General features: G+C 58.6%; 17 protein-coding genes. 7 read left to right on the top strand and 10 right to left on the bottom strand.

Annotated features, from left to right (window positions below):
• Positions 1–12 precede the first annotated feature (12 nt).
• A complete protein-coding gene (locus tag QFX16_RS04450; RefSeq protein WP_283182970.1) occupies positions 13–732 on the top strand; it encodes a DUF4198 domain-containing protein in 720 nt (239 codons plus the stop codon).
• Positions 733–798: 66 nt separating this feature from the next.
• On the opposite strand, the gene hisC is transcribed toward QFX16_RS04450, so the two are convergent.
• From hisC to QFX16_RS04400, 10 genes are all read right to left on the bottom strand, one after another.
• A complete protein-coding gene (gene hisC, locus QFX16_RS04445) occupies positions 799–1,851 on the bottom strand; it encodes a histidinol-phosphate transaminase (protein WP_283182969.1) in 1,053 nt (350 codons plus the stop codon).
• Positions 1,852–1,853: 2 nt separating this feature from the next.
• Positions 1,854–3,179 (bottom strand): histidinol dehydrogenase, encoded by a 1,326-nt coding sequence (hisD, locus tag QFX16_RS04440; RefSeq protein ID WP_283182968.1) that lies wholly within the window; start codon positions 3,177–3,179, stop codon positions 1,854–1,856.
• Positions 3,180–3,305: 126 nt separating this feature from the next.
• Positions 3,306–3,941 (bottom strand): ATP phosphoribosyltransferase, encoded by a 636-nt coding sequence (hisG, locus tag QFX16_RS04435; protein WP_007901570.1) that lies wholly within the window; start codon positions 3,939–3,941, stop codon positions 3,306–3,308.
• A gap of 128 nt (positions 3,942–4,069) precedes the next feature.
• A complete protein-coding gene (murA, locus tag QFX16_RS04430) occupies positions 4,070–5,335 on the bottom strand; it encodes a UDP-N-acetylglucosamine 1-carboxyvinyltransferase (protein ID WP_046045865.1) in 1,266 nt (421 codons plus the stop codon).
• 22 nt (positions 5,336–5,357) lie between these two features.
• Entirely contained in the window at positions 5,358–5,597 is a 240-nt protein-coding gene (locus tag QFX16_RS04425) for a BolA family protein (RefSeq protein ID WP_007912386.1), read from the bottom strand.
• A 113-nt stretch (positions 5,598–5,710) separates the two neighbouring features.
• Positions 5,711–6,016, bottom strand: a complete 306-nt coding sequence (locus QFX16_RS04420; RefSeq protein WP_283182967.1) for an STAS domain-containing protein — start codon at positions 6,014–6,016, stop codon at positions 5,711–5,713.
• A complete protein-coding gene (locus QFX16_RS04415; RefSeq protein WP_283182966.1) occupies positions 6,013–6,669 on the bottom strand; it encodes an MlaC/ttg2D family ABC transporter substrate-binding protein in 657 nt (218 codons plus the stop codon). The genes QFX16_RS04420 and QFX16_RS04415 overlap by 4 nt, the downstream gene beginning before the upstream one ends.
• Before the next feature lie 11 nt (positions 6,670–6,680).
• On the bottom strand, positions 6,681–7,148 hold the full coding sequence (gene mlaD / locus QFX16_RS04410) for an outer membrane lipid asymmetry maintenance protein MlaD (RefSeq protein WP_283182965.1): 468 nt from the start codon (positions 7,146–7,148) through the stop codon (positions 6,681–6,683).
• Positions 7,148–7,945: a lipid asymmetry maintenance ABC transporter permease subunit MlaE gene (gene mlaE, locus QFX16_RS04405; protein ID WP_008150745.1), complete on the bottom strand. Its 798-nt coding sequence runs from the start codon at positions 7,943–7,945 to the stop codon at positions 7,148–7,150. The genes mlaD and mlaE overlap by 1 nt, the downstream gene beginning before the upstream one ends.
• Positions 7,945–8,754, bottom strand: coding sequence for an ATP-binding cassette domain-containing protein (locus QFX16_RS04400; RefSeq protein WP_059403257.1), 810 nt, complete (start codon positions 8,752–8,754; stop codon positions 7,945–7,947). The genes mlaE and QFX16_RS04400 overlap by 1 nt, the downstream gene beginning before the upstream one ends.
• Before the next feature lie 275 nt (positions 8,755–9,029).
• Between QFX16_RS04400 and QFX16_RS04395 the strand changes: the two genes are divergently transcribed.
• The 6 genes from QFX16_RS04395 to QFX16_RS04370 all read left to right on the top strand — a co-directional run bounded on the left by QFX16_RS04395 (position 9,030) and on the right by QFX16_RS04370 (position 14,046).
• Positions 9,030–10,004 (top strand): KpsF/GutQ family sugar-phosphate isomerase, encoded by a 975-nt coding sequence (locus tag QFX16_RS04395; protein WP_283182964.1) that lies wholly within the window; start codon positions 9,030–9,032, stop codon positions 10,002–10,004.
• Positions 10,004–10,528, top strand: a complete 525-nt coding sequence (locus QFX16_RS04390; RefSeq protein WP_033057989.1) for a KdsC family phosphatase — start codon at positions 10,004–10,006, stop codon at positions 10,526–10,528. Before QFX16_RS04395 ends, QFX16_RS04390 begins: the two co-directional genes overlap by 1 nt.
• A 7-nt stretch (positions 10,529–10,535) precedes the next feature.
• Entirely contained in the window at positions 10,536–11,108 is a 573-nt protein-coding gene (lptC, locus tag QFX16_RS04385; RefSeq protein ID WP_283182963.1) for an LPS export ABC transporter periplasmic protein LptC, read from the top strand.
• Positions 11,095–11,643: a lipopolysaccharide transport periplasmic protein LptA gene (gene lptA, locus QFX16_RS04380; RefSeq protein ID WP_283182962.1), complete on the top strand. Its 549-nt coding sequence runs from the start codon at positions 11,095–11,097 to the stop codon at positions 11,641–11,643. Before lptC ends, lptA begins: the two co-directional genes overlap by 14 nt.
• Positions 11,643–12,368, top strand: coding sequence for an LPS export ABC transporter ATP-binding protein (gene lptB / locus QFX16_RS04375; protein ID WP_027924532.1), 726 nt, complete (start codon positions 11,643–11,645; stop codon positions 12,366–12,368). Before lptA ends, lptB begins: the two co-directional genes overlap by 1 nt.
• 184 nt (positions 12,369–12,552) lie before the next feature.
• Positions 12,553–14,046, top strand: coding sequence for an RNA polymerase factor sigma-54 (locus tag QFX16_RS04370; protein WP_282375089.1), 1,494 nt, complete (start codon positions 12,553–12,555; stop codon positions 14,044–14,046).
• The last annotated feature ends 67 nt before the right edge of the window (positions 14,047–14,113 follow it).

The raw sequence follows: 14,113 nt of genomic DNA, 5'->3' as shown, positions 1-14,113 counted from the left end.
AGGACGTCCACCATGCAACACCTGAAATCCCTGGCGCTACTCAGTCTGCTGTGTGCCAGCCAAGTTTCGGCCCACGGTCTCTGGACCGAAGAGCGTCGCGGCAACATCGAAGTCATCTACGGCCACGGCGCCGAAGACAACGCCTTCAAAGCGCAGAAAATCAGTGGCGCCTGGGCCTATGACGCAGCCGGAAAAATGATCCCGGTTAATGTTCAACGCCAGGCCGATCATGCCCGTCTGCAACCGCTGAAACCGCCGGCGGTGATGGCGGTGGCGCTGAACAACGGCATGTGGTCGCAAACGGCGGATAAAAAATGGATCAACGAAGGACGCAGCAAAGTGTCGGGGGCCATTGAGTCGACCCAGACCTTCAAGTACAGCCTGGCGATATACCAGCCGGGGGCGAAACTGCCGAAGCTCGATCAGATGAAATTGCTGATTCTGCCGGAGGTTGATCCGCTGACCGTCGGCCCGGGTAAATCGTTGCCGGTTCGAGTGCTATTGGACGGTAAGCCGGCGGCGGGTGTGAAGTTGGTGGGCGACTATCGCAGCGCGCCGAATACCTTGAGCACCGAGACCGACGCAGAAGGTCGGGCGCAAGTATTGGTGCGTAATGAAGGATTGAATGTGATTGCGGCGCAGATGGAGATTCCGCTGAAGGACAACCCGGATGTGGCGACACGCGGGCTGTTCACGTCGCTGACCTTCCTTGGCGAACCGCATCACGAGTAACCCACCAAATCCTGTATGAGCGAGCGGTGCGGGCAAGCCTCGCTCCTACATAGGATCAGCGGTGGATCAGAGGTCGCCGAGGCCGTCGATCAGCGCCTGATTCTGCTCCGGCGTGCCGATGGAGATCCGCAGGAACTGGGCAATCCGCTCCTGCTTGAAGTGCCGAACGATCACGCCTTGTTCACGTAACTTCGCCGCCAGCGCTGCCGCATCGTGTTTCGGATGACGGGCGAAGATGAAGTTCGCCGCCGACGGCAGCACTTCAAAGCCCTTCGCTTCCAATTGCGTAACGACCCATTCACGATTCTCGATGACCAACCGACAGGTCTTGTCGAAGTACTCACGATCCTCGAACGCTGCGGCTGCACCGACATTCGCCAGGCGATCCAGCGGATAGGAGTTGAAGCTGTTCTTGATCCGCTCCAGCGCCTCGATCAAATCCGGATGCCCCACTGCCAGCCCCACCCGCAGGCCGGCCAGCGAACGGGATTTGGACAGGGTTTGGGTTACCAGCAGGTTCGGATAACGATCCACCAGGCTGATCGCCGTCTCACCGCCAAAATCGATGTAAGCCTCATCCACCACGACCACTGAATCCGGGCTGGCCTTGAGGATTTGCTCCACGGCATCCAGCGCCAACAGGCAGCCAGTCGGTGCGTTCGGATTCGGGAAGATGATCCCGCCGTTCGGCTTGGCGTAGTCCGCCGGGTTGATCTGGAACTGCTCGTCCAGCGGCACCGCGTCGAACTTGATGCCGTACAACCCGCAGTAAACCGGATAGAAGCTGTAGCTGATGTCCGGGAACAGGACCGGATTATCATGTTGCAGCAAACCGTGAAAGATGTGCGCCAGGACTTCATCGGAACCGTTGCCGAGAAACACCTGATTGCTCTGCACGCCGTAGTACTTGGCGACTGCTTGCTTGAGCACATCACTGTTCGGGTCCGGGTACAGACGCAAATTGTCATTCAGTTCGGTCTGCATCGCCGCCAAGGCTTTTGGCGAGGGACCGTACGGGTTTTCGTTGGTGTTGAGCTTCACCAGTTTCGCCAGTTTCGGCTGCTCGCCCGGCACGTAAGGCACCAGATTCTTGACGAAGGGACTCCAGAATTTACTCATGCTCAGTTGCCCTTCTTGTCGTCAACGATGCGGTATTCGGCGCTGCGGGCATGGGCGGTCAGCGACTCGCCACGGGCCAGCACGGAAGCGGTTTTGCCCAGTTCCGACGCCCCCTGCTCGGAGCAGAAGATGATCGACGAACGCTTCTGGAAGTCGTACACACCCAGCGGCGAGGAGAAACGCGCGGTGCCGGAGGTTGGCAACACGTGGTTCGGACCGGCGCAGTAGTCGCCCAAGGCTTCGGAGGTGTGACGGCCCATGAAGATCGCGCCAGCGTGGCGAATCTTCGGCAGCCAGGCCTGCGGATCAGCAACGGACAACTCAAGGTGTTCCGGCGCGATGCGGTTGGCCACTTCGATGGCTTGCTCCATGTCGCGAACCTTGATCAGCGCACCACGGCCATTGATCGACGTTTCGATAATCTCGGCGCGCTCCATGGTCGGCAGCAGTTTGGCGATGCTGGCGGCGACCCTGTCGAGGAACTCGGCGTCCGGGCTGACCAGAATCGCCTGGGCGTCTTCGTCGTGCTCGGCTTGGGAGAACAGGTCCATGGCGATCCAGTCCGGATCAGTCTGGCCGTCGCAGACCACGAGGATTTCGGATGGGCCGGCGATCATGTCGATGCCGACCTGGCCGAACACGTGGCGCTTGGCGGTGGCGACGTAGATGTTGCCCGGACCGACCACCTTGTCGACCTTTGGCACGCTTTCGGTGCCGTAAGCCAGCGCGGCAACCGCTTGAGCGCCGCCGATGGTGAACACGCGGTCGACGCCGGCGATGCAGGCTGCGGCCAGCACCAGCTCGTTGATTTCGCCACGAGGTGTCGGCACCACCATGACAACCTCGGTCACCCCGGCCACCTTGGCCGGAATCGCGTTCATCAGTACCGAGGACGGATAAGACGCCTTGCCGCCCGGTACATACAGGCCGGCGCGATCCAGCGGCGTGACCTTCTGGCCCAGCACGGTGCCGTCGGCTTCGGCGTAGCTCCAGGAATCCTGCTTCTGTTTCTCGTGGTAGCTGCGTACTCGGGACGCGGCTTTTTCCAGCGCTTCACGCTGAGGCACGGTGATTCGGGTCAGGGCCAGTTCCAGGCGTTCACGAGGCAGGATCAGGTCCGCCATGGACGCGACCTGCAGGCCGTCGAACTTCTGGGTGAACTCCACCAACGCGGCATCGCCACGCTCGCGCACAGCCTTGATGATGTCCAGCACCCGCTGATTGACCGAGTCGTCAGACACACTTTCCCAGCTCAGCAGATGATCCAGATGATGTGCGAAATCCGGGTCAGCAGCGTTGAGTCGGCGAATTGCAGTCGGTGCGGTCATAGCGAGAGCCTCATAGGAATGGCAAAAACTCAGGCGCCCTAACTTAGCAGTCGTTTCCGCTTGGGCACCTGAGAATTCTGGCTATGAGGCGGATAGACGGGCGCGACTTAACGTCGCGCAGGTGAATCAGCCGCGGTGTCGAGACTCCACTGCCTTGCGCAGGGTGTCGATCAACGCCTGAATACGGGCGTGCTGCATTTTCATTGAAGCTTTGTTGACGATCAGCCGTGAGCTGATGTCGGCAATGAAATCCTGGGGTTCCAGGCCATTGGCGCGCAGGGTGTTGCCGGTGTCGACCACGTCGATGATCTTGTCTGCCAGACCGATCAGCGGCGCCAGTTCCATCGAGCCATAGAGCTTGATGATGTCGACCTGACGGCCCTGTTCGGCGTAGTAGCGCTTGGCAACGTTGACGAACTTGGTCGCCACACGCAGGCGGCCCTTGGGCTCGACATCGCCGACACGGCCGGCGGTCATCAGCTTGCAGAGGGCAATTCGCAGGTCCAATGGCTCGTACAAGCCCTGGCCGCCGTATTCCATCAGCACATCTTTACCGGCGACGCCCAGGTCAGCGGCACCATGTTCGACGTAAGTCGGCACATCGGTGGCGCGCACGATCAGCAGACGTACATCGGCCTGAGTCGTGGGGATGATCAGCTTGCGGCTCTTGTCCGGATTCTCGGTCGGCACGATGCCCGCTTCAGCCAGAAGCGGCAGGGTGTCGTCAAGGATGCGGCCCTTGGACAGTGCGATGGTCAACATGGGAAACGTCAGTCCTTATCAAGGTACTCATGCCCGGTCGCAAATGGCGCCGGACACACATCGAGCCGGTAACCGGCTCGACTTGAAACGAATTCAACGGGCACGTCCCTGTGCCCATGCAACAGAAACTAGCCCGGTACGCGGCGGATCTTGGCGCCGAGCATCTGCAGTTTCTCTTCGATGCACTCGTAACCACGGTCGATGTGGTAGATGCGGTCGATCAGGGTGTCACCTTCAGCGATCAACGCCGAGATCACCAGACTGGCCGAAGCACGCAGGTCGGTGGCCATGACTGGCGCGCCCTTGAGCTTTTCGGTACCGGTGACGATGGCAGTGTTGCCTTCGACCTGGATCTTGGCGCCCATGCGGTGCAGTTCGTAAACGTGCATGAAGCGGTTTTCGAAGATCGTCTCGATCACGGCACCGGTGCCTTCAGCAATGGCGTTGAGGGAGATGAACTGCGCTTGCATGTCTGTCGGGAATGCCGGGTACGGAGCGGTGCGCACGTTAACGGCTTTTGGCCGCTTGCCGTGCATGTTCAGCTCGATCCAGTCTTCGCCGCAGGTGATTTCGGCACCCGATTCCTTGAGTTTCTCAAGAACGGCTTCGAGGATGGTCGGATCGGTGTCCTTGACCTTCACACGACCGCCGGTTACAGCAGCTGCGACCAGGTAAGTGCCGGTCTCGATTCGGTCAGGCATCACTTTGTAAGTGGTCGGGTGCAGACGCTCGACGCCATCAATGGTGATGGTGTCAGTGCCGGCGCCAGTGATCTTGGCGCCCATGGCGATCAGGAAGTTCGCCAGGTCGATGACTTCAGGCTCGCGAGCGGCGTTTGCCAGAACGCTGCGGCCCTTGGCCAGAGCGGCCGCCATCATGATGTTTTCGGTACCGGTCACACTGACGGTGTCGAAGAAGAAGTGGGCACCGCGCAGGCCACCCTCAGGCGCCTTGGCCTTGATGTAGCCGCCTTCGACGTCAATGACCGCGCCCATGGCTTCAAGGCCACGAATGTGCAGGTCAACCGGACGCGAACCAATGGCGCAACCGCCAGGCAGTGCGACTTCGGCTTCACCGAAACGAGCAACCATCGGGCCCAGCACCAGGATCGACGCACGCATGGTTTTCACCAGTTCGTACGGAGCGATCAGAGTCTTGATGGTGCGCGGGTCGATTTCGACGCTGAGTTTCTCGTCGATCACCGGCTCGATGCCCATACGACCGAACAGCTCGATCATGGTGGTGATGTCGTGCAGGTGCGGCAGGTTGGCAACAGTCACCGGGCCATCGCACAGCAAGGTTGCAGCCAGGATCGGCAGGGCAGAGTTCTTTGCCCCGGAGATGCGGATTTCGCCATCAAGACGAACGCCACCGGTAATTATCAATTTATCCATAAGAATCTCGACGCCCTTGGGCTCAGGTGCGCTCGGCCCAGGCCGCGCTGCTGAAAAATTTCATAGTGACCGCATGGATGCTGCCATCGGTGATCCATGGGTTCAAATGGGCATAGATCTGCTGCTGACGCTTCACCGGGCTCAACGCCGCCAGTTCATCGCTAATCACGTTCAGCTGAAAGTTGCAGCCTTCGCCCTCGACTTCTACTAGGGTTCCTGGCAGCTTTCCTTCAAGGAAGCTCTTCACTTCTACGGCCTGCATGCTCAACCTCAATCGGCGCCCTGTGCGCGCGGGTCGGACATCATACAAAAAAGCCCCGCGCCTGCGAACCCCGCGAAGCAGGACTCTGACGGGGGGCTTCTTAATAGATGCGGTTAGGGATGCGCCAACAGCTCGGTCAATTCGCTGACCTGAGCGATTTCGCGCATGTCTTCTGGCATCCCGCGGATGCTCAACGCCTTGCCGGCCGCCTCTGCATCACGCATGAAGCACAGCAGCAGCGACAAGCCGACACTGCTGGACTTCAACACTGCCGAGCAATCGACCACCAGTACAGCGGCCTTGCTGGATTTGATCAGTGCCTGCCCCTGCTTGCGCAAACCGGGGCCAGTGCGGTAATCCAGCATGCCGCTAAGCGTCAGCTCGCCGGATTCGCTCATGCGAATGGCCGACACACTCATTGAGCTTGCGTCTCGGTTGTTTGCTTCTGACTGGCTTCCTTGGCTTTGGCGACTTCCCCGGCCCAACCATTGATGGTCTTGTCCAGGTCATTGCCATTGCGCTGCATCGCATCAGCGAACTGATCACGGAACAGCTTGCCGATGTTAATGCCGTTAATGATCACGTTGCGCAGTTTCCACTCGCCATTGATCTTTTCGAGTGTGTAAGAGACAGGATAAATCGAGCCGTTGCTGCCTTTGAGCGTCATGGCGACGCTTGTACGATCTCCCGACTCATCCTTGGCAGGGTCGACGACGATCCCCTGATTGTTGTATTCGAGCAAAGCGTTGCCATAGAACTGGAACAGACCCTTTTTGAAGTTTTCTTCAAAGGTCTTCATTTGCGCAGGCGTGGCTTTGCGCGAGTATTTGACCGTCATGATGCTCTTGGAAATGCCCTCGGCATCCACAACAGGTCCGACGATGCTGTCCAGCGCGGCATAAAAGTCTTTCGGATCCTGCTTGTACTTCTCTTTATTGGTCGCCAGATCGGCAAGTAACCGATTGGTGGTGTCCTGTACCAGTTCGTGCGCGGAAGGCGCCGCCACAGCGTTAGCCATCAAAGGCAGGGCCGAGAGTAATACCAACAGGCCACGTCGCAAGGTAGAGATCATTCAAAAGCTCCTCATTTGGCGTCTTTACTAACGGTATTGAGCAGAAATTTACCGATCAGGTCTTCGAGTACCAGCGACGACTGCGTGTCGTGGATGGTTGAACCATCCTTGAGCAAGGTTTCTTCCCCGCCCACGCTGATGCCGATGTACTTCTCGCCCAACAGGCCAGCGGTCAGGATAGATGCAGTGGAGTCAGTCGGCAGGTTATCTACGCGTTTTTCCAGCTGCATGGTCACTCGACCAGTGAAACTGTCGCGGTCCAGATCGATCGCCGTGACCTTGCCAATGGTCACACCGGCCATGGTCACTTTAGCTCTGACAGTCAAACCGGCGATATTGTCGAAATACGCATAAGTTTTATAAGTATCGGTGGTTGTGCTCGGGGACAGGCCACTCACCCGCAACGCCAGCAACAGCAAAGCCAGGATGCCAGCCAGCAAGAAAAGGCCGACACCGATTTCCAGGGTGCGGTTTTGCATCAGAAATCTCCAAACATCAAGGCGGTCAGAATAAAGTCCAGGCCGAGTACAGCCAAAGAGGCATACACCACGGTCTTGGTAGTGGCACGACTGATCCCCTCGGAAGTGGGCTCGCAGTCATAGCCTTGAAATACGGCGATCCAGGTCACGACAAAGGCGAAAACGATGCTTTTGATGATGCCGTTGAGCACATCGTCAGCAAAGGTCACGCTGTTCTGCATGTTGGACCAGTAGGAACCTTCATAGACACCCAGCCAGTCGACGGCCACCCACGAACCACCCCAGATTCCCACCACGCTGAAGATCATCGCCAGCACCGGCAGGGAAATGAAGCCGGCCCACAGGCGCGGGGCAATGATGTACTTGAGCGGGTCGACACCAATCATTTCCAGACTGGACAACTGCTCGGTGGATTTCATGTTGCCGATTTCGGCAGTCAATGCCGAACCGGCGCGCCCGGCGAACAGCAATGCCGTGACCACGGGGCCCAGTTCGCGCAACAGCGTCAGCGCAACCATCTGGCCGACCGCCTGCTCCGAACCGTAGCTGGATAGAATATTAAAGCCTTGCAGCGCCAGCACCATGCCGATGAATACCCCGGAGACCACGATGATCACCAGGGACATCACGCCCACTGAATGCAGTTGCTTGATCAGCAGGCCAAAACCGCCACCAATGCCACCACGGCCGAGCAAGGCATGAAACAGGAATATCGCCGAACGGCCAAACACCCCCAGCACGTCAATGCCAGAGTGGCCGAACCGGCGAACCCGCTCTATTAGTGAAATCTTGCGCATCAACGCTTCCCCAGAAGATCTGCGCGGTAATCCGTCGCTGGAAAGTGATAGGCGACCGGACCGTCCGGCTCGCCTGTCATGAATTGACGGATGCGTGGCTCCTGCGAGTTCATCAGTTCCTCGGGAGTGCCCTGCCCCAACACCTGACCTTCGCCGACGACATAGATGTAATCGGCGATGCTCGCGGTCTCAGCCAGGTCGTGGGAGACCACGATACTGGTGATGCCCAGCGCATCGTTGAGCAGGCGGATCAGGCGCACCAGCACACCCATGGCGATGGGGTCCTGGCCGACAAAGGGCTCGTCATACATGAGGATTTGCGGGTCGAGGGCAATCGCCCGGGCCAGAGCGACACGACGCTTCATGCCGCCGGACAACTCGTCAGGCATCAGGTCGATGGCGCCACGCAAGCCCACGGCCTGCAATTTGAGCAGGACAATGTCCCGGATCATTTCTTCCGGCAGTTCGGTATGAACGCGTAGCGGAAAGGCGACGTTCTCGAACACATCGAGATCGGTGAACAGTGCACCACTCTGAAAAAGCACGCCCATGTGCTTGCGCGCATCGAATAGATCACTGCGCGACAGCTTCGGCAGGTTCTGCCCGTTGACCCAGACTTCGCCTTTGGTAGGCCGCAACTGTGCGCCCATCAGCCGCAACAGCGTAGTCTTGCCACACCCGGAAGGCCCCATGATGCCGGTGACCTTGCCGCGCGGGATACGTATATCGACGTTATTGAAAATGCTGCGCGCACCGCGCTTGAAGGTCAGTCCCTTCAGCTCGACCGCGTAGGCTTTATCGGCACTCATCTAAACTCCTTGCGATGCAGCCTCTCACTCGGACGCCTGACTTTCTGACGAAAGCACATACCTCCCGGCAGGCCGAACTGGCCGCGAACTATATCACTGCAAAGGCCAAGCGCCCAAGGCCCAAGCCGGGCCATGTTCAGTAACATGACGGGGTAAAAGCTTCTATTTAGGGGTATTCGGTAACAGGGAATGACAAAGCGCGACGAACTTGCGTGAGGGTTTCGATCATTACCGTTATAATCGCCGCCTTTTCATCAGGCTATACGATTTCTGACATGAGCCAATCCAGCGACCTGATTCAATCAGCACAACGCACCATCCGCCTCGAACTGGAAGCCGTACAAGGCTTGTTGCCCCGTATCGACGCAGATTTCGTACGCGCTTGCGAGATGATTCTGGCCAGCAAAGGGCGCGTGGTCGTAGTCGGCATGGGCAAATCGGGGCACGTCGGCAACAAGATCGCCGCCACCCTGGCCAGCACCGGCACCACGGCCTTTTTCGTGCACCCGGCCGAAGCCAGCCACGGCGATATGGGCATGATCACCCGCGACGACATCATCCTGGCGCTGTCAAATTCCGGCTCCACCAATGAAATCGTCACCCTGCTGCCGCTGATCAAGCGCCTGGGCATTCAATTGATCAGCATGACCGGCAACCCTGATTCACCGCTGGCGAAGGCTGCTGAGGTCAACCTCAACGTTCACGTCGAGCACGAAGCCTGCCCACTCAACCTGGCACCGACCTCGTCGACCACTGCCGCGCTGGTCATGGGCGACGCCCTGGCCGTTGCGCTACTGGAAGCCCGCGGTTTTACCGCTGAAGATTTCGCCTTTTCCCACCCCGGTGGCGCGCTTGGCCGACGCCTGCTGCTGAAAGTGGAAAACGTCATGCACGCCGGCGCAGAACTGCCCCAGGTGCAACGTGGCACGCTACTCAAGGACGCCTTGATGGAAATGACCCGCAAGGGCCTGGGCATGACCGCGATTGTGGAGCCCGATGGCAAACTCGCCGGGATCTTCACCGACGGCGATTTGCGTCGCACTCTGGACCGCACCATCGATATCCATCACGCGACCATCGACGAGGTCATGACCGTTCACGGCAAGACCGCCCGTCCCGAGATGCTCGCGGCCGAGGCTCTGAAAATCATGGAAGACCATCGAATCAACGCGCTGGTGGTGGTGGACAAGGAGGACCGTCCGATCGGCGCCTTCAACCTGTCCGATCTGCTGCGCGCAGGAGTAATGTGATGAGCACCGACCTGCTGCAACGCGGCAAGAACATCAAACTGGCGGTTTTTGACGTCGATGGCGTACTGACCGACGGACGCCTGTACTTCCTCGAAGACGGCAGCGAATTCAAGACGTTCAACACCCTCGACGGCCAAGGCATCAAGATGTTGATGGCAGCCGGCGTGCAGACCGCTATCATCAGCGGCCGCAAGACCCCGGTGGTCGAACGACGAGCGAAGAACCTCGGCATTCCACACGTGTACCAGGGGCGCGAAGACAAACTGGTGGTACTCGACGAGCTTCTTGCCCAACTCAACCTAAGCTATGAGCAAGTCGCCTATCTCGGCGACGACCTGCCGGACCTGCCGGTGATTCGCCGCGTCGGCCTTGGCATGGCGGTGGCAAACGCTGCCAGTTTCGTCCGTGAACACGCCCACGGCATCACCCAGGCCCGCGGTGGCGAGGGTGCCGCTCGCGAATTCTGCGAATTGATCCTGCGCGCGCAGGGCCGCCTTGATGCGGCAAACGCCGCGTACCTGTGAGCCAACTATGCTGAGCAAAAAGATTCGCAAATTCCTGGTGTTTGGCTGCATCGCAGCGATATTCGCGGCGGTCGGCTACTGGAACATCAGCCCGGAACGCTTCCTCGACCAGCCGGTGGCAAAGATCGATGAAACCGCGATCGACTATTACGCGATCAAAGCCCACAGCGTGCAGTACCTGCCTGACGGCAAACTGCAATACGAAATGACGTCCGACAAGGTTGAACACCTGAAAGCCACCGAAGTGACGCTGTTGACCAATCCCGACCTGAACATGTTCCGCGGCACCGAGTTTCCGTGGCATATCCAGAGCGAGCACGGCGAAGTGAATTCCGACGGAACTCAGGTCGAACTGATTGACTCGGTGCGCATCACGCGCTTCGACGAGAAAAACCGCAAGACCCTGATTACCACCACCCGCATGACAGTGTTCCCGCATCAGCAATATGCGCAGACCGAGCAACCCGTTAGAATCGACGGCGCTGGTGGTGTGTCGACTGGCAAGGGAATGAAAGCGTATTTGAAAGAAAGCAGGATACACCTGCTATCGAACGTAAGAGGACAGTATGAGGCTCGTTAAAACCCTCCCTATTTTGCTCGGTCTGAGCGCAGCACTGGGAAGCGTGAGCGCCTGGGCTCTGCCGAACGATCAAGAGCAGCCTATCCGCATCCAGGCCGACGATGCCCAACTGGACGACAAGAATGGTATTGCCACCTATAAAGGTGACGTGATCATTACCCAGGGCTCGATGATTGTTAAAGGCAATACTGTAACCATCACCCGCACCCCGGCCGGCGACATCGACGTGGTGACTTCGGTGGGCAATCTGGCCTACTTCGAGCAGATGCAGACGGCTGGCGACACCAAGCCGGTTCAGGGCTACGGAGTGACCATCCAGTACCACGCCTCGCAAAACCGCGTCGTATTGATCGATCGTGCCAAAGTCATCGACAAGGACAACAACGTCACCCAAGGCGAGAAAATCGTCTACGACACGGTTAAAAAGCTTGCGAGCGCCGGTCGCGCGACGGGCAACAAGGTCACCGAGTCGCGTCCGCGCATCGACATGGTGATCCAGCCGAAGAAGAAAACCGACGAGCAAAAGGCCCAGTAATGGCAACTCTGAAAGCTCAGCATCTGGCCAAGAGCTACAAGAGCCGCCAGGTCGTGCGTGACGTCAGCCTGTCGATCGACAGCGGTCAGATCGTCGGCCTGCTGGGTCCCAACGGCGCCGGCAAGACCACCTGCTTTTACATGATTGTCGGCCTGGTACAGGCCGACCAGGGCCGCGTACTGATTGACGACCTGGATGTCAGCCACCAGCCCATGCACGGTCGTGCGAAGGCCGGTATCGGCTATCTTCCGCAAGAAGCCTCGATCTTCCGCAAACTCTCGGTAGCCGACAACATCATGGCGATCCTCGAGACCCGCAAGGAACTCGACAAGGCCGGTCGTCGCAAAGAGCTGGAAAGCCTGCTGCAGGAATTCCATATCAGCCACATCCGCGACAACCTCGGGATGAGTCTGTCCGGTGGTGAACGCCGCCGCGTGGAAATCGCCCGGGCACTCGCTACCAACCCGAAATTCATCCTGCTCGACGAACCATTCGCCGGCGTGGACCCGATTTCGGTGGGCGATATCAAACAGATCATCTATCACCTCAAGGCCAAGGGCATTGGCGTGCTGATCACTGACCACAACGTCCGTGAAACCCTGGATATCTGCGAAACCGCCTACATCGTCAACGATGGCCAACTGATCGCCGAAGGTGACTCTGCCACCATCCTGGCCAACGACCTGGTCAAGGAAGTGTATCTGGGCCATGAGTTCCGCCTGTAAGCACTGAGGTGTCTGGCTGGTTGCTCGGGCGCTTGTCTCGATAAAAAATCAACATTTTTTTATTGTTACAGCGCTCTAGGCAAACGCTGCAGTTTCGGGCATATAATTTGCTTATGTTTGGCGCTCCGGCGCCCTGTAGTGGATGGCGCATGTGCGCCGGCGAATAAGGTGTTAAGCCCCTGCCATGAAACCATCGCTAGTCTTGAGAATGGGCCAGCAGCTGACGATGACACCGCAGCTGCAACAGGCCATCCGCCTGCTCCAATTGTCGACCCTGGACCTGCAACAGGAAATCCAGGAGGCCCTGGAGTCCAATCCGATGCTCGAACGCCAGGAAGAAGGCGACGACTTCGATAACGCCGACCCCTTGGCCGACAAAGCCGAACAGCCACCCAACGCCGATGTTTCGGAACCCTCCTACCAGGAAACCGCTCCGACGGTGGACAACCTCGAGGAAGGCGACTGGAACGAGCGGATTCCCAACGAACTGCCCGTCGACACCGCGTGGGAAGACGTCTACCAGACCAGCGCCAGCAGCCTGCCGAGTAACGATGACGACGAGTGGGATTTCACCACCCGTACATCGGCCGGCGAAAGCCTGCAAAGCCACTTGCTGTGGCAACTGAACCTGGCACCGATGTCCGACACTGATCGCCTGATTGCCGTGACCCTGATCGACTGCATCAACAATCAGGGTTACCTGGACGAAACTCTCGAGGAGATTCTCGAAGCCTTCGATCCGGAACTGGACATCGAACTGGACGAAATCGAAGCCGTCCTGCACCGCATCCAGCAATTCGAACCCGCTGGCATCGGCGCCCGTAATCTGGGCGAATGCCTGCTGCTGCAATTGCGTCAGTTGTCCGCCAAGACGCCTTGGCTGGTCGAGGCCAAACGCCTGGTCACCGATTACATCGACCTGCTCGGCAGCCGCGACTACAGCCAGCTGATGCGTCGCATGAAGCTCAAGGAAGATGAACTGCGCCAAGTGATTGAATTGGTCCAGAGCCTCAACCCGCGCCCAGGCTCGCAAATCGAGTCCAGCGAAGCCGAATACGTCGTTCCCGACGTGATCGTACGCAAGGACAACGAGCGCTGGCTGGTGGAACTGAACCAGGAATCCGTGCCGCGCCTGCGGGTCAATGCTCAATACGCCGGTTTCGTGCGCCGCGCCGACACCAGCGCCGACAACACCTTCATGCGCAATCAGTTGCAAGAGGCCCGCTGGTTCATCAAGAGCCTGCAAAGCCGCAACGAAACCCTGATGAAAGTAGCCACTCAGATCGTCGAGCATCAGCGCGGTTTTCTTGAATACGGCGACGAAGCCATGAAACCGCTGGTCCTGCATGACATCGCCGAAGCGGTGGGCATGCACGAGTCGACGATTTCTCGGGTGACCACGCAAAAGTTCATGCATACCCCTCGGGGTATATATGAACTGAAATACTTTTTCTCGAGCCACGTCAGCACCTCAGAGGGCGGTGAATGCTCGTCCACGGCGATCCGCGCGATCATCAAAAAACTGGTTGCCGCGGAAAATCAGAAAAAGCCGTTGAGTGACAGCAAGATCGCTGGTTTACTGGAGGCACAAGGCATTCAGGTGGCTCGCCGCACCGTCGCCAAGTACCGCGAATCCCTCGGGATCGCGCCTTCGAGCGAACGCAAGCGGTTGATGTAGAGCCACGCCACAGCGTTCCAGTGGCAGGCATTTCTGCCTGCCGCTTTATGCACTGGCAACGAAGGAG

Origin of the sequence: Pseudomonas svalbardensis (assembly GCF_030053115.1) — a bacterium.
GTDB classification, from domain to species: Bacteria; Pseudomonadota; Gammaproteobacteria; order Pseudomonadales; family Pseudomonadaceae; genus Aquipseudomonas; species Aquipseudomonas svalbardensis.
This window is presented reverse-complemented; position numbering and strand designations above follow the sequence as displayed.

Excerpts from the sequence above, each read along its gene's own strand:
- QFX16_RS04420 (WP_283182967.1), bottom strand. The coding sequence starts at position 6,016 with ATGAGTGTGTCGGCCATTCGCATGAGCGAATCCGGCGAGCTGACGCTT.
- mlaD (WP_283182965.1), bottom strand. The coding sequence starts at position 7,148 with ATGCAAAACCGCACCCTGGAAATCGGTGTCGGCCTTTTCTTGCTGGCT.
- QFX16_RS04450 (WP_283182970.1), top strand. The coding sequence starts at position 13 with ATGCAACACCTGAAATCCCTGGCGCTACTCAGTCTGCTGTGTGCCAGC.
- QFX16_RS04390 (WP_033057989.1), top strand. The coding sequence starts at position 10,004 with ATGAGCACCGACCTGCTGCAACGCGGCAAGAACATCAAACTGGCGGTT.
- hisD (WP_283182968.1), bottom strand. The coding sequence starts at position 3,179 with ATGACCGCACCGACTGCAATTCGCCGACTCAACGCTGCTGACCCGGAT.
- lptA (WP_283182962.1), top strand. The coding sequence starts at position 11,095 with ATGAGGCTCGTTAAAACCCTCCCTATTTTGCTCGGTCTGAGCGCAGCA.
- QFX16_RS04370 (WP_282375089.1), top strand. The coding sequence starts at position 12,553 with ATGAAACCATCGCTAGTCTTGAGAATGGGCCAGCAGCTGACGATGACA.
- QFX16_RS04400 (WP_059403257.1), bottom strand. The coding sequence starts at position 8,754 with ATGAGTGCCGATAAAGCCTACGCGGTCGAGCTGAAGGGACTGACCTTC.
- hisG (WP_007901570.1), bottom strand. The coding sequence starts at position 3,941 with ATGTTGACCATCGCACTGTCCAAGGGCCGCATCCTTGACGACACCCTG.
- QFX16_RS04425 (WP_007912386.1), bottom strand. The coding sequence starts at position 5,597 with ATGCAGGCCGTAGAAGTGAAGAGCTTCCTTGAAGGAAAGCTGCCAGGA.
- murA (WP_046045865.1), bottom strand. The coding sequence starts at position 5,335 with ATGGATAAATTGATAATTACCGGTGGCGTTCGTCTTGATGGCGAAATC.
- QFX16_RS04395 (WP_283182964.1), top strand. The coding sequence starts at position 9,030 with ATGAGCCAATCCAGCGACCTGATTCAATCAGCACAACGCACCATCCGC.
- lptC (WP_283182963.1), top strand. The coding sequence starts at position 10,536 with ATGCTGAGCAAAAAGATTCGCAAATTCCTGGTGTTTGGCTGCATCGCA.
- lptB (WP_027924532.1), top strand. The coding sequence starts at position 11,643 with ATGGCAACTCTGAAAGCTCAGCATCTGGCCAAGAGCTACAAGAGCCGC.
- mlaE (WP_008150745.1), bottom strand. The coding sequence starts at position 7,945 with ATGCGCAAGATTTCACTAATAGAGCGGGTTCGCCGGTTCGGCCACTCT.
- QFX16_RS04415 (WP_283182966.1), bottom strand. The coding sequence starts at position 6,669 with ATGATCTCTACCTTGCGACGTGGCCTGTTGGTATTACTCTCGGCCCTG.
- hisC (WP_283182969.1), bottom strand. The coding sequence starts at position 1,851 with ATGAGTAAATTCTGGAGTCCCTTCGTCAAGAATCTGGTGCCTTACGTG.